The sequence below is a fragment of the Dokdonella sp. genome (genome assembly GCF_017744955.1).
Lineage (GTDB): Bacteria > Pseudomonadota > Gammaproteobacteria > Xanthomonadales > Rhodanobacteraceae > Dokdonella_A.
In genome coordinates this window covers 561,635-586,906 of the sequence record NZ_JAGIAG010000001.1, presented here as the reverse complement: position 1 = coordinate 586,906, position 25,272 = coordinate 561,635, and the positions used below count along the sequence as shown (strand labels likewise).

Genomic DNA, 25,272 nt, shown 5'->3' with positions numbered 1-25,272 from the left:
TACGCCGCGTGCCGACGGCGCCCTTGCGGCGCGGTGTCGCTTTCGGCGTCAGTCGAAGCCGTTCGCGAACAGCGCGTCGAGCGGCAATCCGACGTCGCGCAGGACGGCGACGTCGAGCGGCGAGATGTCGTAGCGGTGGCCGCTGTAGAAGACGACGCCGTTCATCAGCTGCAGGATGAGCGAGTCCTGCGCGGCGATGCCGGCGACCGCCGGCGACATCGACGGCGGCGCCGGCGCCAGCGGCGGCACCGCGAGGCCGTTGCGCCACTCGACCGGGCGTGCAGGTTGCCACTCGACCCGCGGCGCGGCGATCGCCGTGCCATTGCCCCAGTGCTTGTTGTTGCCGGTCGTCAGGTCCGGCGCGACGCCCCAGGCCGCGACGGCGTTCGCGCCACTGAACAGCGTCGGCGATCCGGGAATCATCCAGCGGTCGAAAGTCGACCAGAGCGTCGCCGGCGGAATGCCGGTCGTCGCATCCGACCAGCCGTTGTAGGCGACGGCGTGGCCGACTTCGTGCAGGAACGTGCTCATCGCGTCGGTGCGGTTGGACGGTACCGGGGCGCTGCGCGCACCGGGATCGGGATCGAACCACAGGGTGTTGCGCAGATAGTCCAGGCCGATCTGCAAGTACATGTCCGGATCGGCGCCATTCGGGTCGACGCCGGTGCGCAGTTCGTAGGCGACGCTTTGTTCGAGCAACTGGCGGCCTTCGGCCTCGCCGACCGGGATGCCGACCGCGCTGGCGGCACTGGCCGTGGCCTGGTCGGTGATGCTCACCCGGACCTCGATCGAGCGCGGCCCGTCGATCGCGAGCAGGCGCGACCAGCGGCGCATGGCCTCGGCGGTGTGCGAGACGATCTCGTCGCGCTCGGCTGGGTCGAGCACGTTCGCCGAGGCGTCGAATGTCACCTGGGTCGCCACCTGGGCGGACGCCGAGGAGGCGAGGAAAGCACCCAGCGCGAGCCAGCGCTGGCAGCCCGGGCGCGGTGCGCGGGCATTTGCGGGTTTCGGAATCACGGCCGTATCCATCGGTGGGAGGTCACGATGGATACAGGCGCAAAACGGCGGCGCCGGGAATCATTTCGAGTGTCATTCCGCGACGCGGGACGGCGTAACCCTCATGCGGAACGCGCGAGCGTTTCGCGCCGGAGGCCGGATTCATTCAGCTTTAGTTATGAGTCCGCGCGGCAAACTGTTAATTAACTGTTAGTTCAGCCGCCCCGTGAATCTCGACGAAACGCGAAGTACGTTTCGCAACCAGCAGTAGAGAAAAAGAAAATGTTGTCCCCGATCATTCTTGCTGCACTCGGCGCCCTGGCTCTGCTGGTCGTCGCCTCCATCCGCCGCATTCCGGAAGGGCACGTCTACACCTTCCGCCGCATGGGCGGCCACGTGCGCATCGTCGGCTCCGGCACGCACCTGGTGGTGCCGCTGGTCGAGCGCGTCGCGCACAAGATCAGCCTGGCCGGCGCAGCCGTGCCGGTCGAGGATCTCGCCCTCGCCGGCCAGCGCTACCGCGGCGTGGTCTACTTCCAGGTGCTCGACCCGAGCCGCGCCGACCTCGTCATCGAGGAAGTCGAAACCCTGCTGCATAACGCGATGCACCGCTGGCTGGCGGCTCCGGGATTGCCCGAAACGGCCGACGCGCGCCGCGCCTGGCTGAAGCAGTCGCTGAACGCCGAATTGCGCGACAGCGGCCTGCTGATCGCCCGCGTCGACCTCGCCGCGCTGGCCTGACGCGTTTCTTTTCGCGGACGCGGATGGATTTCCGCCGCGTCCGCACCGATACTTCGCGCCCGCCCCGCCGAACCCAAGCCGCATGTCGGATCGCGATCGGCTGCGGCAGCGCCTCGTCGCCGGCCTCGCAGCTCTCCAGCTCGACCTCCCCGCCGCCGCCATCGAGCGGCTGCTGGCGTATGTCGAGCTTTTGGCGCGCTGGAACGCCACCTACAACCTCAGCGCGGTGCGCGACGTCGACGAGATGGTCACGCGCCACCTGCTCGACTCGCTCGCCGCCCTGCCCTACGTCCAAGGCGCGACGCTGGCCGACCTCGGCAGCGGCGGCGGCCTGCCTGGCATTCCTTTCGCCATCGCGGCGCCCGAGCGCTCGGTGACCCTGGTCGATTCCAACGGCAAGAAGACGCGCTTCCTGCGCGCGGCCGTGCGCGAACTCAAGCTCGACAACGTGCGCGTGCTGGAAAGCCGCGTCGAGGCCGTCGAAGGCACCTACGACTGCGTCACCGCCCGCGCATTCGCCAGCCTGGCCGAGATGCTGGGCTGGGGTGGGCGCCTTCTCGCGCCGAACGGCCTCTGGCTGGCGCTGAAGGGGCGTTTTCCGGAAGAAGAACTCGCCGCCGTGCCGGCCGGCTTCCGCGTCGAATCGGTCGACGCGCTGGCGGTGCCGGGTTTGGACGCGGAACGGCATGTCGTGGTAATCAAGCGGGTCCGGCCGGACGCGCCGGAATGGCAGGGACCTTCGGCATGACGCGCATCATCGCGGTGGCAAACCAGAAAGGCGGGGTCGGCAAGACCACGACTGCGGTCAACCTCGCCGCCGCCTTGGCCGAGACCAAGCGCAAGGTGCTACTGATCGATCTCGATCCGCAGGGCAACGCGACGATGGCGGCCGGCGTCGACAAGCGCACGGCCAAGCCGAGCGGTTGCGAGGTGCTGCTCGAGGAAGCCGCGATCGAGGACGTGATCCAGACCACCGAGGCCGGCTTCGATCTCCTGCCCGGCAGCGGCGACCTGACCGCCGCCGAGCTGAAGCTGATGGACACGCTGGCGCGCGAGATGCGCCTGAAGGACCAGCTGGCCAAGCTCGGCGACCGCTACCACACGATCCTGATCGACTGTCCACCGACCCTGCATCTGCTGACGATCAACGCGCTGACCGCCGCGCACGGCGTGCTGATTCCGGTGCAGTGCGAGTACTTCGCGCTGGAAGGCCTGTCGAGCCTGCTCGACACGATCAAGGCGGTGCGCGCGCGGCTCAATCCGCGCCTGGAGATCGAGGGCCTGCTGCGCACGATGTACGACGTGCGCAACAACCTCGGCAACGAAGTCTCGCTGCAGCTGACCAAGCACTTCGGCGACAAGGTGTTCCGCTCGATCATCCCGCGCAACGTGCGCCTGGCCGAAGCGCCGAGCCACGGCAAACCGATCAACCTGTACGACCGCGAATCGCGCGGCGCGATCGCCTACCTCGGCCTCGCCGGCGAGATGCTGCGGCGCGAACGCGGGCCGGCGGCGGTCGAAGCGGCGACTCATTGAAGACGGCGGCCGGGACGGCCGCTTCCCGATTTTCGCGATCACGGACGATCGCACGGAGAACTCACTATGGCGGCGAAGAAAAAAGGACTCGGACTCGGACGCGGCCTGGACGCCCTGCTCGGCGGCGGCGATCCCGGCGCGCCGGCGACGGCGAACGAGGCCGAAGGCGAACTGCGCACGCTCGAAACCGCCGCGATCAAGCCCGGCAAGTACCAGCCGCGCCATCATTTCGACGCCGAGCGCATCGAGGAGCTGGCCGCGTCCATCAAGGCCCAGGGCCTGATCCAGCCGGTCGTGGTGCGCGCGATCGGGCCGGGCCGCTACGAGCTGATCGCCGGCGAGCGCCGCTGGCGCGCCGCGCAGCAGGCCGGCCTCGCCGAAATCCCGGCGCTGGTCAAGGAAGTGCCGGACCAGGCCGTGGTCGCGATGGCGCTGATCGAGAACATCCAGCGCGAGGACCTGTCGCCGCTGGAGGAAGCGCAGGCGCTGACGCGCCTGATCGACGAGTTCGAGCTGACCCACCAGCAGGTCGCCGACGCGGTCGGCCGCTCGCGCGCGGCGGTGTCGAACCTGCTGCGCCTGCTCGACCTGCCGGACGACATCAAGCGCCTGCTCGACGACCGCAAGCTCGAAATGGGCCACGCGCGCGCGCTCGCCACCGTGCAGCCGCCGATGCGCGCGGTCGCGCTCGCGCGCGAGGCGGCCGAGAAGGAATGGTCGGTGCGCGAGCTCGAAGACGCCGTGCGCCGCCTCGGCGCGCCGCTCGGCGCCGGCGCCGCCAAGAGCAAGACCGCGCGCGACCCCAACATCGCCGCGCTGGAGCGCGACCTGGCGGAGAAGCTCGCCACGCGCGTGAACCTCGCGCACGGCCGCAACGGCCGCGGCAAGCTGGTGATCCACTACCACAGCCTGGACGAGCTGGACGGCCTGCTCGAACGGATTCGCTGAGCGCCGCCGGCTTCCGCCGGACCCGCAACCATCGGCCGCGCTGGCGGTACTCAACGGGTTCCACTCCGGGGAGAACCTGTATGCGCATCCTGCTCGCGTTCGTGGCCGGCGCCGTCGCGCTGGCCCCTTTGTCCGCCTTCGCCACCGATCATGAAGTGCTCGCCCGCAACGGGCCCGGCGGCCGCAACTTCTTTCCGGCGACCCTGACGATCCAGGTCGGCGACACGGTCACGTTCAAGAACGATCCCGCCGGCCTCGGCTTCCACAACGTCCTCTCCGACGACGGCGCGATCACCCCGTTCCGCTGCGCGAACGGCTGCGACGGCGTCGGCACCGGCAACGGCGACCCCGCCAGCAACGGCTGGTCGGCAACGGTGACCTTCCCGACCGCCGGCACGGTCGGCTACTACTGCGAAGTGCACGGCAGCAGCGGCGGCGGCGGCATGGCCGGCACGATCACGATCGAAGCCGCCGCCGGCCCGATCGCCGAGGTCGACCAGACCTCGCTCAGCGGCACCGCTCCCGCGGGCTCGTCGGCGACGGCCGCATTCTCGATCGCCAACGCCGGCACGGCCGCGCTGGACTGGACCGCCGACACCGCCGAGACCGACTGCGCCACGCCGGGCACGGTACCGTGGCTGGCACTGAGCCCAGCCGCCGGCAGCATCGCGCCGGGCGCGGCGGCGACGCCGGTCGACGTCACGCTCGACGCCGCGGCGCTGGCGGCGGGCGTCTACAACGCCAACGTCTGCGTGCACAGCAACGATCCGGCGCACGATCCGATCTCGCTGCCGGTCGAGTTCACGGTGACGGCGTCGGACACGATCTTCGAGGACGGATTCGACGGCATACCGGAGTAACATCGCCGTCGCATGACGGAATCTGCAAGCGACGCCGCCCGAGTCCGGTCTGGTGCTGACGTGAGCCAACGTCAGCACCAGTACGAGGCCCTCGTGCGCGCGCATTCCGGCGAGCTGTACCGATACGCCTTCTGGCTGTGCGGCCAGGAAGCGCTCGCGCAGGACCTGGTCCAGGAGACCTTCCTGCGCGCCTGGCGCGGCCTCGATTCCTTGCGCGAGAACGTCGCCGCCAAAGCGTGGCTGACGACGATCCTGCGCCGCGAGCACGCGCGCCTGTACGAACGCAAGCCGATGCCGACCACCGACATCGCCGAGCTCGAACTCGGCGACGCCGCGCCCGGTCCCGAGCACCTCGGCGAGGACGCCGTGCTGCGCGCGGCGATCGCGAAACTCGAACCGAAGTACCGCGAGCCGCTGGTGCTGCAGGTGCTCGGCGGCTTTTCCTGCGCCGAGATCGCGCGCGAATTGCGCATCAGCGAAGCGGCCGTGATGACCCAGGTGTTCCGTGCGCGGCAGAAGCTGCGCGCCCTGCTCGACGGCGAAACCACGAAGGAGGCGGCGCTGCATGGACTGCCTTGAGTTCCGCCGCCTGCTCGGCAGCGATCCGCACGTCGGCGACCGCGCCGCGCGCGAGCACCTGCAGAACTGCCCGTTCTGCGCCGACGCCTACGCGCGCGCGCAGGCGTTCGAGGCGCATCTCGCCGCGGCGTTGAGCGTGCCGGTGCCGGACGGTCTCGCCGATCGCATCCTGCTGGCGCAGCTGACCGGCGAACGCCGGCGGCGCAGTGCGAGTCGCGTGCGGCTGGGCTGGATCGCGCTCGCCGCGGCGGCCAGTCTCGTGCTCGCCGTCGGCTTGTGGCGCCGCACGGCCGTCGCGCCGGCGCCGCTCTCGCAACTCGTCGCCGACCACGTGACGGCGCCGGCCGAGCGTGCCGCCTGGTCGCGCACGGCATCGTTGCCGGAAGCGGACGTGCGCAAGGCGTTCGCCGATCGCGGCGTCGCGCTCGCCGCGGTCCCGGACGGCGTCGCCTACGTCGCCGAATGCCCGGTCGGCAACTGGCGCACGGTGCACATGGTCATGCCGCAGGACGGCGAACCGGTCAGCGTCGTCTACATCGTGCAGCACCGCGTGCCCGCCGTGACGGACTTCGAGCACGACGGCCTGCACGGGCGCGAAGTGCCGATCCGCAACGGCACCCTGGTGCTGCTGGCGAGGAACGCCGGCCGCTTCGCCGTGCTCGAGCGCACCTGGCAGGCGGCGATCGAGGGACCGCCGGCGCTCGCGCTGGCCGAAGGTCCCTGAGCCGCGGGCGCGCCGGCGTCAGTTCTGACGCTTGTCGCCGCCCTGGAAGATCGCGTCGCCCTGCGGCTTGACGAACTTCAGCGTCATGCGATCCGACTCGCCGATCGCCAGGTACTTGTCGCGATCCTGTTCCTTCAGCGCCAAGGTCGGCGGCAGTGTCCACACGCCCTTCTCGTAGTCCTTGGTGTCCTTCGGATTGGCGTTGATCTCGCTCTGGTCGACCAGCTTGAAGCCGGCGTCGGTGGCGAGCTTGATCACGTAGTCCTGCGGCAGGTAGCCGGACTCCTTGATCTTCTCCAGGTCCGCGCCGGCCGCGGCGCGATGGTCGACCACGCCGAGCGTGCCGCCCGGCTTGAGCGCCTCGAAGAACGCCTTGAACATCGGCGCGGCGCTGCCGTCCTCGGTCCAGTTGTGCACGTTGCGGAAGGTCAGCACGACGTCGGCCGAACCGGGCGCGCCGAACGCCGGCGCCTTCGGATCGAATTCGACCAGCTTGACCTCGCCGTACTGCGCCGGCTTCTCCTGCAGCTTGGCGCGGTACTTCTCGTTGTTCTTGCGCGTGTAGTCGGAGGCCGCGTCCTGCGCGATCGCCGCGTAGTACGTGCCGCTGCCCTTCAGCAGGGGTGCCAGCACCTCGGTGTACCAGCCGCCGCCGCCGGGCGTGATCTCGACTACCGTGTCGCCGGACTTGATGCCGAAGAACTCCAGCGTCTGCTTCGGATGACGGTACTGATCGCGCGCCTTGTTCTCCGGGGAACGCCAGTCGCCGGCGAGCACCTGGTCCAGCTTCGCGGCGAACAGGTCGCCGGCGCTCTGCGGCGGAGCCGGCTGCGCCGGCTGATCGGCGGGCGCGGGCTTCGGCGCGGCGGCAGTCGGCGCCGCCGGCTGCTCCGCACCACACGCGGCCAGAGCGACGACCAGCGGCAACACACGGACGAACTTGTTCATTGCAAACCCCTTCGGATCGGATCGCGGGAGCGTAGCACAGGCCGTTGCGCGCTCGCGGCGCACTCGCGCGGGAACGAAGTCACTCGCGATTCATGCGCGGATCGGCATGGTCGTTCGCGGGGGAAGGGTGCTCGTATTGGATCGCTCCGGCACAAAGGAGGCACCATGCTGCATTACGCCATCGTCTTTCTCGTCATCGCCCTGATCGCCGCCGTCCTCGGCTTCGGCGGCATCGCCGGCGCCGCCGCCGGCATCGCGAAGGTCCTGTTCCTGATCTTCCTGGTGCTGTTCATCGCCTCGCTGATCATGGGCCGCAAGCCGCGCGCTTGATCGAGCGAGCCGCCGTCGGGCACGATCCGGCGGTGGCTCGCGCCTGTTCGTCACATGTTCGGTGCGTGCCCGTCCGAACACCTCCCAGGCGGCTGATGCTCGTTCGCACGTTCGCCGAACGATCCGCCGCGCGTTTCAGTCCGGCAGGCGCGCCGACGCCGGATACGGCGGCACGTCGACGTGCTCGCCGGCGTGGAAGCGCTGCTGCAGCGACTGCCACCAGGTCGCTTCGAAGATTTCCGGATGTGCACGCAGCAGCGCCGTGCGCAATGCCTCGGGCAGACCCAGGAAGCGCGGGAACTGTTCCGGGAAGACGTCGCTCTCGCGCACGCTGAGCCAATCCTCGAGCGGGCGCGTCTCGTCGCCCTCGCGCGCCTGCGGCAGCTTGCGGAAGCGGCATTGCTCGACCAGGCACAGTTCGTCGTAGTCGTAGAAGATCGCGCGGCCGATGCGCGAGACGCCGAAGTTCTTCAGCAGCAGATCGCCGGGAAAGATGTTGCTGCGCGCGAGATCCTTGATCGCCTGGCCGTAGTCGAGCACGGCCCGCTCGGCCGCATCCGCCGCGGCCTCGCGCGCGTAGAGATTCAGTGGCCGCAGGCGGCGTTCGATGTAGCAATGCCGGATCACGATTTCATCGCCGTCGGCTTCCACCGTCTCGGCGCACTCGTCGACCAGCTCGGCCAGCATGTCGGCGTCGAATTGATGCCGCGCGAAACGCAGGTTGCGGAACTCCTGCGCGTCCACCAGACGGCCGACGCGGTCGTAGCCGAACACCAGCCGGTACTTCTCCTCGACCTGGCGGCGCGCGATGTCCTTCGGATAGGCGAAGCGGTCGCGGATCAGCTTGATCACGACCGGATAGTCGCGCGGCGTGAACACCGCCATGACCATGCCGCGCTCGCCGTCGGCGCGCACGAGCCGTTCCCCGGGATGCTCGGACAGATGCCGGAACAGATGCCGATAGCGTTCCGTCTTGCCCTGCTTCAGCCGCCCGAGCACGCTGTAGATCTCGCCGACCGGCTTGTGCGGCATCAGCGCCTCGAGGAACACGACGGTGTCGCCGATCGTCGGCAGGTCGGCGTGGAACGCGTTGCGCGCGTAGCCGAACAGCAGCGAGACCTGGTTGAGATTGGTCAGCACCGCGTCGGCGTGCACGCCGGCCGGCGTGCTGGTCAGCGCGATCACCAGCGGCACGCCGCCTTCGCCGTCGTCGATGCGGCCGACCAGGTAGGCGCGGCGCTCGCGATAGAACACCGGCCGCAGCAGTTCGATCGCGCGCAGCGGCACGCCTTCCTCGAAGGTGCGCTCGGCGATCTCGCGCGCGATCGCCGCGGCGGCGCGCTCGACGTCGACGTAGCCGATCGCGAACGGATAGTCGTCGAGCAGGCGCGCGCAGGTCGCGATGAGATCGGGCGCGATTTCGTAGCGCCTCAGCGCGACCTGCTCGGCGATGCCGACGGTCGGGTCCAGGTCGAGCGCGACGAACTCGATCTCCGCGTCGACGCCGAGCGTGTGGAAGAAGCGCCGCGACAGCGTGTTGAAGAAGGTCTTGGTCAGCTCGCGGTCGATCAGCGATTCGACCTGCGCTTCGTATTCATTGCGCATCGCCGACCACAGCGAACGCGAGCGCACGCGGTCGTCGAGCAGCAGTTCCAGCCGCGCCAATGTTTCCGCGACGCAGACGTCGTAGAGATCGATGCGCGCCAACGCGTCGATCTGCGCCGCGCGCCAGTCGCGCTGCTCGAAATGCCGCTTCGCGCGCCGCGTGATGTCGGCGAAGCGCTCGTTGTAGTCGAGGAAGGCGTCGAGGATCAGCGCGGCGGCGCGCGCCGGCGTGCTGGACATGTCGAACCTCCCATAGCGTCGTCCGCGGAGCCCGATCGAGTCTATCCAAACCTGGATGCTCGGCGGCGTCGTCGCAACGTCAATGTTACAGTGCGTCACGAAGGGAGGCCGCGAAGAGCGTCGGCGCGAATACGCGGGGAGGATCGATCGGATGCGAGCGCAACCCACGAGGCCATGGAGCCTGGCGGTTCTACTGCTTTTGCTTTTGCTTGCAGCCCGTCTGCACGCCGGAGAATCCGAAGTCTCTCCGCAATGGACGACGTCGCTTTGGCGCGAGGGCCTCGCCTACGACCGCATAGCCCATTCGCTGTCGTCGACCACCTTGGCGGTGGCCGGCGGCGAGCGTATCGCCGTGACGGCGGGGGCCTCCAGCGATGTCGTGCTGCGGCGCTATGCTGCGGACGGCAGCGTGCTGTTGGCGCGCACGCAGGCCGCCGGCGACGACCAGTCGCAATCCGATGTCGTTCTGCGCCCCGACCCCGATGAAACCGGCTTCTACCTGCTTGCAGGCGCGCATCAGGACGATGCCGTAGCCATGCGCTTCGACAACGCCCTTCAGCTGCAATGGTCGGTGCCGATCCCCCATTCCGGAATCTGCAACAGCGATTGCGTCCGCATGGAAGCCTTGCCCGACGGCTCGATCGTCGTCCTGCGCCCGCCGCTGCTCGCGCGCATCGGTCGCGACGGCGTCGTGCAGTGGACGGCCGACGTCGTCGAAGACGCTGGAGGCTTCTGGGGCGGCGCGCTCGCGCTCGGCGCCAACGACGACTTGTGGGTGGCGGTTTCGACGACGCAGGCGACGCTGGCTCGCTTCGATCTCGACGGCACGCGACTCGGATCGGACACCTCTTCCTGCAGCAATTGCGGCGGCATCCGCCTCACCGATCTCGACGTGCTGCCCGACGGCAGCGCAGTGCTCGTCGGCGGCACCGGGCGCAGCCTGTTCGCACGCTACGATGCCGGCGGCAAGCGCCTGCTCTGGATCGCCGGCTCGGCGATCTCGTCTTCGTATCAGCACGTCGCGCACGACGCCGACGGAGCCGTCTACGCTCTGGCCGAAACGTGGAGCGCGCCCGCCGAAGTCCATCGCATCGATCCGGCTTCCGGCAGCGTACTGTGGCGCATTCCCGCCGATCGCTTCGTCGTGCGCGATTCGGGGGTGCTGGCACTGCGGTGGACGGACGCCGACCTTCTCGCCGATGCAGTCACAGCGACGGGCCTGACCGTGTGGAGCCGCTCACTCGGCGGCGTGCATGCGGAGGCCAGCCAACCGCGACAGGCCGGTGGCGAAACGGAGCTGCTGGTCGGCGACAGATCGCTCGAACCTGACAATCCATGCGCCGTCTATCCGCGCGTCGTGCGCCTGCACGACGACGGCGGGATCGTCCGCTATCCGCTGCCTTGTCGGTCGGTGCAGGGTCCGGCCTGGCTGTATTCGCTCGATGCCGTGGAAGGCGTCGGCATCGTCGCGAGCCTCGGCGCGCAGTTGGAAGCACGATCCCCGGAAGGCGACCTACGCTGGCGCGTGGACGCTTGCACCTGGTGCGACACGGGATGGATCGCCGCGGCGCTGACGACGGAAGGCGACGCCTGGGGCGTTCGCCAGGACGGCGGTAGCACGACTCACCCAGACAGGACGGTATCGATCCAGCACATCGATGCGAACGGCCAGATCGATCTTTCGGTTCCGGCCGCGACCGGTGGGTGGAGCTATCCGGAGATCCGCCTGTTCGCCACGCCAGCACGAGTCGTCGTATTGACCGTCGCAAGAGGAGCGCTGGCGTGGCAATCGGTCGAGCGCGCGGACGGGGCGTCTTCCGTGCAGATCCATCCGATGCTGGACGATACCTTTCACGTCCTGTCCGCACGAATGCACGACGACGGCAGCGTGACCTTGGTCGCCAGGGGCCTGATCATCTGCGACGTCGGCTGCTCCCCATTCAACCTCAGTGTCTTGCGGATCGCGAACGACGGCACGCTGGCCTGGCGGCACGACTTTCCCAATGCGTATTGGCCGGCGGCTCCCACACCGGATGGCGGCGCGGTACTGGTGTCGCAGAATCCGGACGCAAATGCGCCGCCGCTCTGGCGTCGCATAGATCCGCAGGGCATCGCCATATCGCCGATACCGCTGACCGGAGTGACGCCGGTGTGGACCGTACCGACGGATCTCTACGGTCCGGTCGACGGCCACTGGCTGTTGAACACTCGGGATTTTGAAGAAGGCGCGTTGTGGAGTCTGACAGACGACGGCGAGGTGCGCGCGTCGCGCCCCGGCGGGTACGGACCTCCGCACGCCTTCGGCAGCGGCAGCTACCTGCTTTCGGCGACGACACCGGACGGTGCGCGCTTGCAGCTGCTGGATGCCATCACACTCGAAACACGCGCGCTGCTGCCGTTCGGGGCCAGCGACACCCCACCCTTCGACAACTTCCCGTGGCGCTGGCGCGTGCTCGCCGACGGCAGCGTCTACGGCACATGGCAGTCACGCGGCCGCACCGGTCTGGCGCGCTACATCCTGCCTTGGGGTGTGCTGCCGGACCGGTTGTTCGGCAATGGCTTCGACTGAAATGCTCGGCCGTGCGTCCCGACCGCTGCCGGTCGGGACGCACGAAGTCGGCGTCAGCCGTCGAAGCCGTTGGCGAAGATCTTGTCGATCGGATTGGACGGCAGCGCCGTGATCATCGCCGAGCCGTAGGTGGCCAGATTGACGCTGATCAGCAGCGAGCCGTCGGCGCCGATCCACGAATCGCCGCCGCGGCTGTACTGCGCTGCGCCGCTCGGTATGTCGTAGCTGGTGACCGCGGCCTGCACGGTGCCGGACGCGATCGGCACCGACACCGACTGGCCGACCTTGAGGATGCGGCGCGGCGCGGAACCGTCGTTCTTCAGCAGCCACACGGCGTATTCGCTGCCCGGCTGGGTGCGCGCCTCGGCGATGATGTCGCCGTTGGCGAGCACCGCGTTGCCGTAGAACGTGTCCCACTGGCGGCCGGCTTCCGGACCGGTCTCGTTGATGCCGCGCATCGCGACGAGCTGCGGCGTGCCGCCGGCGCGCACGCGCCACAGGCCGTAGGGATTGCCGCCGTCGGAGGTGCTGACCTGGCCCTGGAACGCGACGTACTCGCCGGCCGAGGTCAGCGAGCCGGTGTCGAACGAATTCCACGTCGAGCCGCGCCAGTTCGGCCCGTACACGCCGGCGGCGTCGTTCATCGCCAGCGGCTTGCTGCTGGTGCCGTCGTGCCAGAACAGGCCGCTGCGCGAGAGGTCCGAGGAGGTCGGGCGGAAGCGGGCGAAGAAGTACAGCGAACCGGGCAGGCCTGGACTTGCCGGCTCGAAGCTGGTGAAGACCGCCGTGGCGATGCCGATGTCCGGCCCGCGCGCACCAGTTTCGCCGTCGACCACCAGCGCGACCGGACCGGAACCGGAGCACAGCTCCCAGATGCCGGTGCGGCCGCCGCTGGCGTCCAGTGCGCCGTAGACGCGATTTTCCGGCGTCAGCGTCAGGTTGGAGAAACTCCAGCTAGTGTTGAACGTGTCGCCGTCGACGAGACCCGGAGCCATGCGCCGATCGACGGAATTGCGCAGCGCGCAGGGCTTCATGCCCTCGCCCGGCACGCTCTTGGCGAGATACAGGCTCGACGCGCCGGTCGGCGACTGCACGTAGGCGTTGATCAGCACCTGCCCGCCGTTCATCGCGCGCGCGCCCTGGAAGGTGTCGGACTGGTTCTGGTAGGCCCAGTCGGCGTCGATGTTCGGGCTCAGCGCACCGCTGCTGGCGTTGCCGCGCGCGACCTCGACGTTCTTGGTCGTGTCCCAGCGCCAGACGCCCCAGGTGGCGGTGGTCGCGTCGTTGGGGACGCCGGCCCTGCCGATGAAGACACGCTGGCCGTCCGCGCCCGCGCCCGAGCCACCGGTCGAGATCGCGTAGAACACGTGACCGGCTTCGCCGCCGGTACGCGCGGGTCCCTGCGTCGCGCCGGTCACGCCAAGCTTGGTGTACTGCGTCCAGGTGCCCTGCTTCATCGCCCAGTAGCCCTGGGCCAGGTCCGGGCTGGTCAGGCGGGCGCCGACGTAGCCCTTGCCGAGATCGCCGAGCAGTTCATCGGTGACCGAGCGGGCGCCGGCAGGCAGGCCGGGAACGATGACGCTGGCGCTGTCGCCGATGGCGACGCGCCACGGAACGGTTTGCGCGAACGCGACGGGATCGTGAGCGAAAAAGGCCGCCACGGCGGCGGCGAGGAAAGTTTTTTTCATGAGCGAGTCCTAGTGAATCGAGAAACATCAGGGAACGCGCGCGCGAGAGAACGCGCGTCCGCGACCCTAGTGTCGGGACGTTGCCGCGCGAAGTCGGCACGGAGCGGGAACGGCGGGGTAACGGATCGGAAACGGCGGGCAAAAACGCGCCGGGAGCGGGCCGGACGGCCGCTCGAAGGCGTCCGCGTCGTTCAGGTTCGGGGGTCGGGCGTCTGCCCGGCGCCCTCTCGGAGCGCCGGGCAGCGGGCAATCACATCGCAGCGATCAGGCGGTCGCCGAACTCCGAACATTTCACTTCGGTCGCGCCTTCCATCAGGCGGGCGAAGTCGTAGGTCACGAACTTGGCGCCGATCGCCTTGTCCATCGCCGCGATGATCGCGTCGGCGGCCTCGGTCCAGCCCATGTAGCGCAGCATCATCTCGCCGGACAGGATCACCGAACCCGGGTTGACCTTGTCCAGGCCGGCGTACTTCGGCGCGGTGCCGTGGGTCGCCTCGAACACGGCGTGGCCGGTCACGTAGTTGATGTTGGCGCCCGGCGCGATGCCGATGCCGCCGACTTCGGCGGCCAGCGCGTCGGAGAGGTAGTCGCCGTTGAGGTTCAACGTGGCGACCACGTCGTACTCGCCGGGGCGCAGCAGGATCTGCTGCAGGAACGCATCGGCGATCGCGTCCTTGACCGTGATCGTCTTGCCGGTCTTCGGGTTCTTGAACGTGCACCACGGCCCGCCGTCGAGCTCGACCGCGCCGAACTCGCGCTGCGCCAGCGCGTAGCCCCAGTCGCGGAACGCGCCTTCGGTGAACTTCATGATGTTGCCCTTGTGCACCAGCGTCACCGAGCTGCGATCGTTGTCGACCGCGTACTGCAGCGCCGCGCGCACCAGGCGCTCGGTGCCTTCCTTCGACACCGGCTTGATGCCGAAGCCGGAGGTGGCCGGGAAGCGGACCTTCTTGAAGCGGTCGGGGAAGTGCTCCTTCAGCAGCGCGGCGAACTTGACCGCGTCCTCGGTGCCTTCCTGGAATTCGATGCCGGCGTAGATGTCCTCGGTGTTCTCGCGGTAGATCGTCATGTCGACCTTCGAGGGATCCTTCACCGGCGAGGGCACGCCCTTGAACCAGCGCACCGGACGCACGCAGGCGTACAGATCGAGCATCTGGCGCAGCGCCACGTTGAGCGAACGGATGCCGCCGCCGACCGGCGTGGTCAGCGGGCCCTTGATCGAGACGAGGTAGTCGCGGCACGCCGCGACGGTCGAGTCCGGCAGCCAGCTGCCGACCTGGTTGAACGCCTTCTCGCCGGCGAGCACTTCCATCCAGTGCAGCTTGCGCTTGCCGCCGTAGGTCTTCTCGACCGCGGCGTCGAGCACGCGTACCGACGCGCGCCAGATGTCCGGCCCGGTGCCGTCGCCTTCGATGAACGGGACGATCGGGTTGTCCGGCACGTTGAGCACGCCGTTGGCGATGGTGATCTTGGCGCCGCCGGCGGGCGGCGTGGGCGAGGTTTCCGTCATGGGGTTCTCCAGCAAGGGTCTGGGGAGCGCGGCCGGGGCGGCCGGGCGGGAAGGCAGTTGGGTATTGTCGCGCGTTCGGGGGTGGTTATGAAGCCGCTGGCTCGCGAGCGCGGCTCGCTCGGCCTAGTTCCGGCAAGTCGCGCGAAGCGGCGATCGCAGCGCGCGCTGCCCTCGGCGAGTCATCTCACCACCGGAGGGGAACCCGCTACACGACACGGCGTTCTATCCCCGCCCGGCGTGACGCGCTAGCGCCCGCAACTCATCCTAGCGGCGCTGCACGCTGCATTTGCCGCATGAAGTCTTCGCAAAACACGATGATCTTGCGCGCCTGCAGGCTTACAACTGAATCAGCCTCGAAAGTCCCAAAGCCTCAGCGCCAGCACGCATAAGGACCAAGTTCTCCGGCTCAGAGGAAAACCACGCATACGTATTCCATGCGAGCTGTGCCACGGTCTTCTTGAACCCAGGCGACTGGCGATCGGAGTATGCCGTCAGAAACGCAATATGCTTTCGCTCGAAGCCTGCCGCATCAGTCAGTGTATATATCGCCTGCTGGCGCATCGGCGTCATAGCTCCGTCGGTCGCAACGATTTCTACGAACACCAAGAGCGGATGAGCAGGTGCTAAGTCGCAAAGAATGAGATCTGGCAGATTTTTGTCTGCCTCAATCTTAAGCCCAATCGAAGAAGCAATGGTTTCGTCCCGAACCACTACTTTATTGCTGCTCTCGCTGAGCCAAAGAACCGCCGGCTTGCCCAGGAACTTTGGAGCGAAACGCTCGACGACAGCCCGCGTTATAACCGAACTAGGACCTGAGGCTAAAACGCGTGTTTCTCCGTTTGGAAAGTTGACCCTCACTCCTTCCGCCACGGAGGCCGTAGCTGCACCCGCCCGCATGATAGCCATACGCGTCAAAGCTCCCTTGCTGAGGTGAGCGTTTTGAAATGCTGTAATGGCAGTAGCCAGCGTATCTCCCGTTAGAGCGGGATCGAATAACGCAGCAAAGTCTTTTTTTAATGCATAGCGCGGCGCGCCAGACGTCGTTGGTAAGTCGGCTCGGCTGATGACTGCGCCGATGGCAACCAAACCATCCCGTAGGGTTTCGTCTCGTATCGGCTCCCGCGTGTTGTCGGCGTACCAGCGCCTGCCCGCAATGAAAACATTCTTCTTCCGGACCGCTTCCCGATACGCCAATCGCTGATAGCTATCTGCTTTATCCGCCTGCACGTCCGTCATACGATAGATGTGCACAGGCCCAAAGTAGACATTCTGTCCCTCTACGGCACCAACGTACAAGGCAGTGAAAACTGTGCTGGCAGCAAGGTCACGTACGCAATACTGCCTGTTAGGAGTTCCCTCTGTGAAGATGAGCGGCAACCGCTCAAGGACCAACCCCTTGGACGCATAAGGAGGAAACATCGCAGTCATCGCTTGAGGCCGTACAGACGATCGCATTCCGCTTCGAGCTTTTCACGCGAAGCGCCTTCTCTCACAAGCTGGCGAAGTTTCTTCAACTCCGCCGGCTGAGGCAATGGCAGAGCCTCCAACTCAAAGGCAGACACAGCAACGCTACCATTCATGCAGCGGAACACCTCGTCCAAGGCCCGGCTGTTAAGAAGGGTAGCGAGGACCGCGGGAGACACCTTGGGCTTTTGCGACGAGCGGATCATGTTGAGATGATTCTCCACGACCACGCCACCGTGCTCATCGATAAAATAGGCAGGAAGCTCAGCAGCAATCAGCCTTCTCGCTTGTTCCTTAGATGTCGTCCGCTGAACGAGCACACAAGGCTCTAAAACCAAAAGCCATTCGTCGCCTTTTTCCAATTTGAAATATGGGTGGTGGTTTTTCTTCTCTGCTCGGAAAGCGAACTTACCCTCCGAAGATACCGACTCCGCCCAAATCAGCGGGAAAGCATTTTTTTCCGTGCCCCAATCACTCAACTGATCCTTGAACCGATTCCACACCAGGGGTCCGGTGGAAACGGAGTAGCCCCAGTCAGCGAGTCGCGCCGGCATCGACTCAGTTTTATGGATGAGGGCACTGTGCTCTGGTTGCCGCGGAGCCAACCACGGCGCAGCGGCATCCGTGGGTATTCCGACCGTGCCATTACGTATTACCGATGCCTGCCGCTCGCTCTCCATCGTCAGATAGTGAATTTGCACACGCCCCTGCTCAGCCGCACGACGGTAAACCGCAATCATGGTCTCTTGGAGAACATCCTCGAAGATACCCTTACGAGCGTGGACGAAGTCGACAGCGACCGGAGGCGCTTCCTTGGCGAGAAGTGCTCGCAGCGCGGAGTAGTATTGCCCCGCCAAGAAGCTTGTGGGAGTGAGATATGCGATCAATCCACCAGGGCGTGCCCATCGCAAGGCGACGTCAGTGAACACCCCATAGAGATTGGCATGACCATAGAGGCTCCGCTGGTAGCGGTCGCGCTGCAATGGCGACAACGCTACTCGACCATAAGGCGGATTGCCTAAAACAACGTCGTATTCAGGTACCGGAGACTCTTCCAGCGTATTTCGCACCAAAACCATGGCCGGAACCTTGCGCTTGGCAGCTGCTGCCAAGTCGCCCAACACGATTTCCAGAGCACTCTGAGCCAGGCAAGCTGCGCAAGGGTCAATCTCAAGTCCCAGAAGGCGCGTTCCAATTTGAGCGAGAACGAACTCGGGACGGCAGTCGATCATTGCTGCGCGCATACGCATGGCGATTTCAACCATGAATGCTCCACCCCCGGCCGCCGGATCAAGTATCCGAGCTGTACGCCAGTCCGCCCCTGCCTCTGCTACCTGGTCAACCAACCGTTGAGTTAGTGCGGGAGGTGTGTAGTAAGCGCCCAGCACGCCTCGCCGATCCTCAGGCATGAGGGAGGGATATAGGCGAGTTAAGAAGTGCACTCCTTCCGCAACCGAGAGATGGGCGGCCTCTACGCCTATCGTTTCGGCGAGACCCAAGCCAACTGGATCAATGGTGGTTCCTTCTACGAATGGAGCCGCACTCAGCGTTGCTCCGGGAACCCTTTGGCGCGCGAACACTTCCAGGGCGTGACGCGTGAATATCGCCGCCTGTAAGGCCCGTCGTTCGGTGGACAGGGTCTCAGCCCAAGCGCGAGCCACTGCTCGAGTGCGAGTCAGATGCACTCGCAATGCGTCGTTGTCCGAAACGTGTTCGGCGGATCCGCCAAACATGTCCATGACTCGGCACGAGTTATCCACAACTTCCCCCCAAGGTAGTGCACAAACGATAGAGGAATAGAGGGCTGCTGTCTCATTTTCTGAAACAGCTTTCCTGGTCCTGTGGCGCCGGCACCAAGGCCCTAGTAAACGCCCATCCCTAGGGTCCGCAGACCTCCGGTGTGCGGGAATGCCATCTTGCCTTGGCCCCGTTTGCATCGGAATCGCCTACCATCGCGCCACGACACCTTCCCTGAACTAGCAGCGACAGGGCGCATGACCAGTTCTCTAGCAGAGGCTCGCGCAGGAGCTGTGTTCCACGGCGCGCACCCGCACATTGTTGAAACCACTCCCAGCCACAAAGAGGGCAGAGCAAAGTCGCCGCCGCTACAGAGCCCAGGAAGCGCCGGGCGGCGCGCTGCCGCCCGGCGCGATCCGCTAGCGTCGCAATCCACGTTGGCGGCCGAGGCGTTGCAACTTCCGCCGCAACAGTTCTTCGCACAACGCAGCGATCTTGCGCGCTTGCGTGCCATAGAACTCAACCGAGCCGTAACCGGTCTGGATGCGCACGTGCCGCTTCATGGCGGGGATGTCACGCGAGAGCGTATAGCGCAGATCAGCGATCTGTAGAGCAAGTTCATCGGGTGCGTTGTGCATGACCGTTCTCCGATTCGCCCGCGACCCAGGAGGGATCGCTGTGGGCGTCACCCTCCCAGCGCCGCGCGCAGGCGAGTCAAGGCCGCGCGCAGCGCGCCCGAAGGGCTTGGCCTTGACGCGCCGAGCACGGCGCTACGCTACGACGACCACAGCGAGCCCTTTTCACGACCTCACCTGGGGCGAGCTTCCCGCGACAACGCATCAACATCAGAAGCTCCGACCCGACTCGTCTTCGTCCAACCACCCCCATTCGCTGCACCGCAAGAACCCATCCCCACCCCACAGTGGTAGGTTCACCCCCGAATGCAGCAGCCGCGAGGGGGCGCCATGCGCATCGGCATCGTCGTCGACTCGGCCTGCGATCTGCCGGCCGAATTCCTGCAGCAGCACGAGATCACCGTGCTGCCGATCGGCGTGCACCTGGACGGCGAGACGCTGGTCGATGACCGCTCGCCGGAAGTGCGGCAGCGCTTCCTCGACGACAACCTCGGCACGCGCGGCCACGCGGCGGAAACCGAGCCCTACTCGGCCGATCAGATCCGCGACCTCTTCCTCGGCCGCCTCGTGCTCGACTACGACTGCGTGTTCTGCCTGACCATCACGGCCACGCGCAGCCCGATCCATGCGAACGCCAGCCGCGCGAGCTACGCGATCCTCAAGGACTACCGGCCGATCCGCCAGGCCGCCGGCGTGCCGGGGCCGTTCCTGCTGCGCGTGATCGACACCGAGAACCTGTTCGCCGCGCAGGGCGTGACGGCGGTGGAAGCGGTGCGCCTGCGCGCGGCCGGGCAGAATCCGGGGCAGATGCGCGAGCGCATCGAGCTGATCGCGCGCAACACCTACGGCTACATGCTGCCGCGCGACCTGTACTACCTGCGGGCGCGCGCGCAGAAGAAAGGCGATCGCAGCGTCGGCTGGTTCAGCGCCGCGCTTGGCACCGCGCTGGACATCAAGCCGCTGCTGCGCGGGTATCGCGGCGAGACGGGGCCGGTGGCCAAGCTGCGTGGCTTCGAGCACGGCGCGGAAGTGCTGTTCGGCCACGCCGCGCAGCGCGTGCGCGCGGGTCTGCTGACGCCGATCCTGTGCGTCAGCTACGGCGGTGACCTCGCCGATCTCGCCGCGCTGCCGGGTTACGCGGAGCTGAAGGCGACGTGCGCGGAATGCGCGGTCGAGGTCTACGAGAGCCCGATGAGCGTGACCGGCATGATCAACGTCGGCACCGGCGCGGTCACGCTCGGCTTCGCGGCGGAGGAATACGCGTTCTAGGCAGAACGGGCGGCGCCCGCCTGAGGCGAAGGGCGCCGATCGCCGGCGCCCTTCGCGCGGATCGACGCGATCAGGCCGGCTTGAGCATCGGCGCCGGCGCGAAATGGTCCGCGATGGCCGACTTCGGCGCCGCGCGCAGCAGCAGCCACTGCGCGTTGTCGCCGTCGCTCGGGCAATGCGCGCTGTTGGTGACGAGCTGGTAGCGATTCTGCACCGCGAATTCGCGGCGCAGCAGGGTGATCAGCGGCGCGCAGGCCTGCGTCACGTCGTCGACGCGGCCGTCGATCATCACGACCAGGTGTTCCGGCTGCGTCCGGGCGATGGTCACGCCCGGCAGCGCCTGGCTGATGCGCTCGCGCATCCACGACATCACTTCGGCGGTCGGCGCGCGGCCGTTGCGGCCTTCGACGCGGAAGGTCACCAGGGCGAAGCCGTCGGCCGTGCGCGCGCGGATCCGCTCGACGATCAGCTGCGACAGGCGCGCGCGGTTCGGCAGGCCGGTCTCGCGGTCGGCGAAGGCGAGATGGCGCACGCGCGTCTCGCGCTCGCGCGCGGCGCGGCGCGCCGCGGTGACTTCACGCGCGTCGATCACGGTGAAGGCGATGCCGAAACCGAGGATCAGCAAGGTGCCGAGCGTGGTCGGGATCGGCAGCTCGTCGGCGAGCAGCTGGTTTCCGGTCGAGCAGAACGCGCCGTTGGCGAACTCGGCGGCGGCCATGCCGGTGTAGTGCATGCCGACCACGGCCACGCCCATGATCAGCGCGGCGCCGACGCGCATCGCCACGTCGCGCCAGCTGCGCACTTCCTTGAGGTAGGCGATGATCACCAGCGCCGCGCCGGAGGCGGCCACCGCGATGGCGGCGGAAGCGGCGAACAGGGCCGGCTGGTAGCTGATGCCCGGGTCCATGCGCATCGCCCACATGCCGCTGTAGTGCATCACGCAGATGCCGGCGCCCATCACCAGCGCGCCGACGGCGAGCGTCCAGTGCTTGAGCTGCCCGTAGCCGACCAGGTAGAGCGCCAGCGCGGACACCGCGACCGCGGCGACCCAGGACAGCAAGGTGATGCCAGTGTCGTAGCTGATCGGCACCGGCAGGGAAAACGCGGTCATGCCGACGAAGTGCATCGACCAGATGCCGGTTCCCATCGCCAGCGCGCCGCCGATCAGCCACGGCACGCGATTGGCGCCGTGCACGCGCATGCGCGAGGCGAACTCGATCGCGACGAAGCCGGCCAGCGACGCGATGACATAGGAAAGGACGACCAGTCCGAAATCGTGACTGCCTTGCATGACACACCCCTGATTGTGACGTGCCGCACATTTGAAGGGGGTGTGGTCCAACTCTCCAGTGAAGAATGGTAAACGCGGCAGTTCGACACGCTTCCTCACCGAAAGTCACATCGACGGGGCCGCGCAGGCGGCCGATCTCCTCGCCGGGCGGGATGCACGAACAAAAAAAGAAGCGCGGATCGCTCCGCGCTTCTCGAGAGTCACACCGCGCCGCGAGCCGCGGCGGCGGTCGTCACTTGACGCTGAAGTCCTTGGTGGCGACGGACTTGCCGTCCAGCAGGATCTCGACCTTGTAGTTGCCGGCCGGCCAGCCGTCCGGCTTGGCGATGTGGAAGGTGGTCACGGCGTCGCCGTTCGGCGCGAGCGGCTGGTCGGAGGAATTGACCAGCTGGCCGTCCTGGTAGGTCCACTTCGCGGTCAGCGTCGCGGTCGGCGCGCTGCCGGTGGTCGAGACGGCGGCGTAGATGGTGTCCTTCGCGGCGAAGGTGGTCATCGGCGCCGTCACCTTCTTGCCTTCGGCGTCGACCGCGTTGCCGAGATCGACCGAGGCGACGGCGACCGGAGCGGGAGCCGGCGTCGCGGCCGGCGGCGGCGTGGTCGGCGCGGGCGCCGGGGCCGGAGTCGCGGCCGGCGGCGGAGCGGGTTCTTCCTTCTTGCCGCAGGCGGAGAGCGCGAGCGCGCCGGCCAGCGCGACGATCAGGGTGACGTGTTGGCGTTGGATCTTCATCGTCTTGTGTCTCCGTGGGTCAGGCTTTGTCGGCGGGAAGTTTCAGGACCTGGCCCGGCTGGATCAGGTCGGGATTGTCGAGCTGGTCGCGATTGGCGTCGAAGATCTCGCGCCAGCGGTTCGCGTTGCCGAGCACCTTCTTGGCGATCTTCGAAAGGCTGTCGCCCTTGGCCACGGTGTAGGTGGCGGGCGCCGGCGGCTCGGCCGGTGCGGTCGAGGTGACGCCGGACTGCACGTTGCTGAAATCCGCCTTCGGTGGAACCGGCGCCGTCGTCTGCGCGCCGCTCTGCACATTCGAAAAGTTCGGTTTGTTCGGGTCGCTGCCCATCGTCCGGTCTCCTCTCCGTTACGAAGCTGAACATTACACCCCATTCCGCTTAACGGCGGGTGAGCACAGCCCGTCCCGAAGGATTACAAATCGCAACGCCGGCCATGTGACAGGCCCGTGAAGAATCGCCGGGCGGCGCCTACTGCCGCGCGCCGCGCGGGTTGGGCGGCGCGCCGGCGTGGCTCGCGCGCCACGGGTTGATGTCGAGCCCGCCGCGTCGCGTGTAGCGCGCGTAGACCTCGAGCCGCGCCGGTGCGCAGCGCCGCATCAGGTCGACGTAGATGCGCTCGACGCATTGCTCGTGGAAGCCGGCGTGCTCGCGGAAGGAGACCAGGTAGCGCAACAAGCCGGCGCGATCGATGCGCCGGCCGGCGTAGCGGATCTGCACGCTGGCCCAGTCCGGCTGGCCGGTCACCGGGCAGTTGGACTTCAGCAGGTTCGAGGTCAGGCTTTCCTCGGCCTCGCCGGCGGCGTCGGCGAGGCGCAGGTGCGCGGCGTTCGGCGGGCCGTAGTCGTCGATCGCCACGTCGAGCGAATCGAGCGATTCGCCGTCGAGTTCGGCGAACCCCGCCTGCGCGAAGCGTTCGGGCGGCAGGATCGCGACCTCGACCGGCGCGCCCGCCGCCGCCGAGAGATCGCGCACGAGCAGCGCACGCAGCGCCTGCGCGTCGCCGACGCGCTCCTGGTTGAAGCTGTTGAGGTAGAGCTTGAACGATTTCGACTCGACGATCGCCGGCGAGGACGCCGGCACGCGGAATTCGGCCAGCGCGATCTGCGGCTTGCCGCGCGCGTCGAGCCAGGACAGTTCGTAGGCGTTCCAGACGTCCACGCCGTGGAACGGCGGCGCATCGCCGAGGCCGAGTTCCGCGCGGCCCTGCGCGCGCGGAATCGGGAACAGCAGGCTCGCGTCGTAGCGGCTGGCGTAGGCGACTGCCTGGCCGAGCGGGCTGAGATGGGGCGTGGTCATCGGTGTCGTTCCGTGGGCATGTCGGCGCGCAAAGCGGTCAAGGGTGCGCATTCTCCGTCATGCGGCCGTCCGGCTGCGCTTTCCAGGCGCAGTCCTCGGCGATCTCGGCGAGCAGGGCGTAGCCGCGCGCGTCGCGCAGCCGCCACCATTCGATCTGGTGCGCGAGCAGTGCGCGTTCCAGTGCATCGCGCTGCTCCTCGCGTACGACCAGCAGGCGGCAGCCTTCCGATTCGGTGACCTCGGTCGACAGATCCTCGGCCTGCGGCGTCGGCGATTCGCCCGGCAGGTCGAGCCGTTCGATCTTGCTGCCGAGGTAGAAGCGCAAGCCGAAGCGCGGCGCCGTGTCGACGAAGGCGACCTCGTCCGGCACCGGCGCGAGCTGCGCGCGGATCTCCGCCGCGAGGCGACGGTCGTCGCCGTCGACGTCGAGCCACGCCGGCACTGCGCGCGCCAGCACCAGCGCCGCGCACCAGGCGCAGACCAGCGCGAGAACGCCGCGCGAGCGCAGATTCAGCGGCACCAGCATCCGCGCCGTCAGTACCGCCAGCGGCGCGAACAGCGGCAGCACGTACAGCGGCAGGCGCGAACGCGCGACGACGAACACCGCCAGCGGCAGCAGCAGCCAGCAGGCGAGCAGTTTCCGTTGGTCGTCCGCGCGCAGGCGCGCGAGCACGCCATGACGATGCTTCCACGCGCCGCCGACCAGCACCGGCAGCCACGGCAGGCTGCCGACCAGCAAAGTCGGCAGATACACCTTGAGCGCGCCGTACCACTCGGCGTTGCGGTGCATCTTGTCGCTGGCGACGCGGTTGACCACTTCCTCGACCAGGAAGTAGCGCAGCACAGCGGGTTCGCGCCAGGCGATCACCGCATACCAGGTGCCGCCGACGACCAGGAACACCAGCAGCGCGTCCCAGCCGAACGCGCGCCACAATCCGCGCCAGCGCTCGCTCCAGAACGCGAACACCAGACACGCACCGAGCGCGAGCAGGCCCGGCGGTCCCTTGGTCATGAAGGCGAGACCGGCGGCGAGACCGAGCAGAAGACGTGCGCGGCGCGCGGCCTGCGGCGTCGCCGCGTGCCACAGCTCGACGAAGACGACGACCTGCAAGGTCTCCCACAACGCGAGCAGCGAATCGGTGGTGACCAGGTTCGCCGCCAGCGAAGGAAACACGAAGCTCGCGTAGACCAGCGCCGGCAACCACGGCTGCTCCGGCACGAAGCGGCGCCCGAGCCGCCCGAGCAGCAGGATCGTGCAGCCGAAGGCGAGCGTGCCCGGCAGGCGCGCGGCGAACTCGCTGCGGCCGAACACGACGAAGCTGGTCGCGATGCTCCAGTAGGTCAGCGGCGGCTTCGACCAGTGCTCGACCTCCGGATGCAGCATCGGCCGCATCCAGTCGCCGCTGTCGAGCATGCCGAGCGCGACGTTGGTGTAGCGGCCCTCGTCCGGCGAATACAGCGGGCGCATGCCTTGCAGGACGCAGGCGTACAGCAGCACGCAGACGACGAGCAGCCAGGCGCGGCGCGTGGCGGCGGGGATCGCGAGGGAAGAGGTGGGCGGCATGGTGGCCGCAGTCTAG

General features: G+C 67.6%; 24 protein-coding genes. 11 read left to right on the top strand and 13 right to left on the bottom strand.

Going from position 1 to position 25,272, the window contains the following annotated elements; all coding sequences use genetic code 11:
• Positions 1–48 precede the first annotated feature (48 nt).
• Positions 49–1,017 (bottom strand): hypothetical protein, encoded by a 969-nt coding sequence (locus tag J7520_RS02420; protein WP_291183413.1) that lies wholly within the window; start codon positions 1,015–1,017, stop codon positions 49–51.
• Between the two features lie 261 nt (positions 1,018–1,278).
• Between J7520_RS02420 and J7520_RS02415 the strand changes: the two genes are divergently transcribed.
• The 7 genes from J7520_RS02415 (at position 1,279) to J7520_RS02385 (ending at position 6,384) form a co-directional block, all read left to right on the top strand.
• Entirely contained in the window at positions 1,279–1,737 is a 459-nt protein-coding gene (locus tag J7520_RS02415; RefSeq protein ID WP_291183410.1) for a hypothetical protein, read from the top strand.
• An 82-nt stretch (positions 1,738–1,819) separates the two neighbouring features.
• The gene (rsmG, locus tag J7520_RS02410; protein ID WP_291183408.1) at positions 1,820–2,485 is read left to right on the top strand and encodes a 16S rRNA (guanine(527)-N(7))-methyltransferase RsmG; all 666 of its coding nucleotides are present in this window, start codon (positions 1,820–1,822) and stop codon (positions 2,483–2,485) included.
• Entirely contained in the window at positions 2,482–3,273 is a 792-nt protein-coding gene (locus J7520_RS02405) for an AAA family ATPase (protein ID WP_291183405.1), read from the top strand. The genes rsmG and J7520_RS02405 overlap by 4 nt, the downstream gene beginning before the upstream one ends.
• A gap of 66 nt (positions 3,274–3,339) precedes the next feature.
• Positions 3,340–4,221 (top strand): ParB/RepB/Spo0J family partition protein, encoded by an 882-nt coding sequence (locus tag J7520_RS02400; RefSeq protein WP_291183402.1) that lies wholly within the window; start codon positions 3,340–3,342, stop codon positions 4,219–4,221.
• Positions 4,222–4,301: 80 nt separating this feature from the next.
• Positions 4,302–5,081, top strand: a complete 780-nt coding sequence (locus J7520_RS02395) for a plastocyanin/azurin family copper-binding protein (protein ID WP_291183399.1) — start codon at positions 4,302–4,304, stop codon at positions 5,079–5,081.
• Between the two features lie 60 nt (positions 5,082–5,141).
• Positions 5,142–5,660 carry a sigma-70 family RNA polymerase sigma factor gene (locus J7520_RS02390; protein WP_291183396.1) on the top strand — a complete coding sequence of 173 codons (519 nt, stop codon included), beginning with the start codon at positions 5,142–5,144 and terminating at the stop codon, positions 5,658–5,660.
• Positions 5,647–6,384 carry a DUF3379 family protein gene (locus J7520_RS02385; protein ID WP_291183394.1) on the top strand — a complete coding sequence of 246 codons (738 nt, stop codon included), beginning with the start codon at positions 5,647–5,649 and terminating at the stop codon, positions 6,382–6,384. The genes J7520_RS02390 and J7520_RS02385 overlap by 14 nt, the downstream gene beginning before the upstream one ends.
• 18 nt (positions 6,385–6,402) lie before the next feature.
• Here the strand turns inward: J7520_RS02385 and J7520_RS02380 are convergent, their stop codons facing one another.
• Positions 6,403–7,332, bottom strand: coding sequence for a methyltransferase (locus tag J7520_RS02380; protein ID WP_291183391.1), 930 nt, complete (start codon positions 7,330–7,332; stop codon positions 6,403–6,405).
• Positions 7,333–7,497: 165 nt separating this feature from the next.
• Between J7520_RS02380 and J7520_RS02375 the strand changes: the two genes are divergently transcribed.
• Positions 7,498–7,662: a DUF1328 domain-containing protein gene (locus J7520_RS02375; protein WP_291183388.1), complete on the top strand. Its 165-nt coding sequence runs from the start codon at positions 7,498–7,500 to the stop codon at positions 7,660–7,662.
• Between the two features lie 135 nt (positions 7,663–7,797).
• Here the strand turns inward: J7520_RS02375 and aceK are convergent, their stop codons facing one another.
• On the bottom strand, positions 7,798–9,507 hold the full coding sequence (gene aceK, locus J7520_RS02370) for a bifunctional isocitrate dehydrogenase kinase/phosphatase (RefSeq protein WP_291183385.1): 1,710 nt from the start codon (positions 9,505–9,507) through the stop codon (positions 7,798–7,800).
• A gap of 151 nt (positions 9,508–9,658) precedes the next feature.
• Here aceK and J7520_RS02365 point away from each other — a divergent pair, with 151 nt between their 5' ends.
• Positions 9,659–12,076 carry a hypothetical protein gene (locus tag J7520_RS02365; protein WP_291183382.1) on the top strand — a complete coding sequence of 806 codons (2,418 nt, stop codon included), beginning with the start codon at positions 9,659–9,661 and terminating at the stop codon, positions 12,074–12,076.
• A gap of 53 nt (positions 12,077–12,129) precedes the next feature.
• On the opposite strand, the gene J7520_RS02360 is transcribed toward J7520_RS02365, so the two are convergent.
• From J7520_RS02360 to J7520_RS02345, 4 genes are all read right to left on the bottom strand, one after another.
• Positions 12,130–13,764, bottom strand: coding sequence for a hypothetical protein (locus J7520_RS02360; RefSeq protein ID WP_291183379.1), 1,635 nt, complete (start codon positions 13,762–13,764; stop codon positions 12,130–12,132).
• Between the two features lie 250 nt (positions 13,765–14,014).
• Positions 14,015–15,274: an NADP-dependent isocitrate dehydrogenase gene (icd, locus tag J7520_RS02355; protein WP_291183376.1), complete on the bottom strand. Its 1,260-nt coding sequence runs from the start codon at positions 15,272–15,274 to the stop codon at positions 14,015–14,017.
• A gap of 336 nt (positions 15,275–15,610) precedes the next feature.
• A complete protein-coding gene (locus J7520_RS02350) occupies positions 15,611–16,702 on the bottom strand; it encodes a BsuBI/PstI family type II restriction endonuclease (RefSeq protein ID WP_291183372.1) in 1,092 nt (363 codons plus the stop codon).
• Complete coding sequence (locus tag J7520_RS02345; protein ID WP_291184879.1) at positions 16,699–18,147, bottom strand: N-6 DNA methylase; 1,449 nt, start codon at positions 18,145–18,147, stop codon at positions 16,699–16,701. The genes J7520_RS02350 and J7520_RS02345 overlap by 4 nt, the downstream gene beginning before the upstream one ends.
• Positions 18,148–18,198: 51 nt before the next feature.
• Here J7520_RS02345 and J7520_RS02340 point away from each other — a divergent pair, with 51 nt between their 5' ends.
• Entirely contained in the window at positions 18,199–18,354 is a 156-nt protein-coding gene (locus J7520_RS02340; protein ID WP_291184907.1) for a hypothetical protein, read from the top strand.
• Between the two features lie 540 nt (positions 18,355–18,894).
• Here J7520_RS02340 and J7520_RS02335 read toward each other — a convergent pair.
• Positions 18,895–19,113, bottom strand: coding sequence for a hypothetical protein (locus J7520_RS02335; protein WP_291183369.1), 219 nt, complete (start codon positions 19,111–19,113; stop codon positions 18,895–18,897).
• Positions 19,114–19,440: 327 nt separating this feature from the next.
• Between J7520_RS02335 and J7520_RS02330 the strand changes: the two genes are divergently transcribed.
• Complete coding sequence (locus J7520_RS02330; protein WP_291183367.1) at positions 19,441–20,379, top strand: DegV family protein; 939 nt, start codon at positions 19,441–19,443, stop codon at positions 20,377–20,379.
• Positions 20,380–20,449: 70 nt separating this feature from the next.
• Here the strand turns inward: J7520_RS02330 and J7520_RS02325 are convergent, their stop codons facing one another.
• The 5 genes from J7520_RS02325 to J7520_RS02305 all read right to left on the bottom strand — a co-directional run bounded on the left by J7520_RS02325 (position 20,450) and on the right by J7520_RS02305 (position 25,256).
• Positions 20,450–21,670, bottom strand: coding sequence for an MHYT domain-containing protein (locus tag J7520_RS02325; protein ID WP_291183365.1), 1,221 nt, complete (start codon positions 21,668–21,670; stop codon positions 20,450–20,452).
• 232 nt (positions 21,671–21,902) lie between these two features.
• On the bottom strand, positions 21,903–22,397 hold the full coding sequence (locus J7520_RS02320; protein ID WP_291183362.1) for a hypothetical protein: 495 nt from the start codon (positions 22,395–22,397) through the stop codon (positions 21,903–21,905).
• 19 nt (positions 22,398–22,416) lie between these two features.
• Entirely contained in the window at positions 22,417–22,725 is a 309-nt protein-coding gene (locus tag J7520_RS02315; protein ID WP_291183360.1) for a LysM peptidoglycan-binding domain-containing protein, read from the bottom strand.
• Positions 22,726–22,864: 139 nt separating this feature from the next.
• Entirely contained in the window at positions 22,865–23,692 is an 828-nt protein-coding gene (gene queF / locus J7520_RS02310; RefSeq protein WP_291183357.1) for an NADPH-dependent 7-cyano-7-deazaguanine reductase QueF, read from the bottom strand.
• Positions 23,693–23,729: 37 nt separating this feature from the next.
• Entirely contained in the window at positions 23,730–25,256 is a 1,527-nt protein-coding gene (locus J7520_RS02305; RefSeq protein WP_291183355.1) for a glycosyltransferase family 39 protein, read from the bottom strand.
• Positions 25,257–25,272 lie beyond the last annotated feature (16 nt).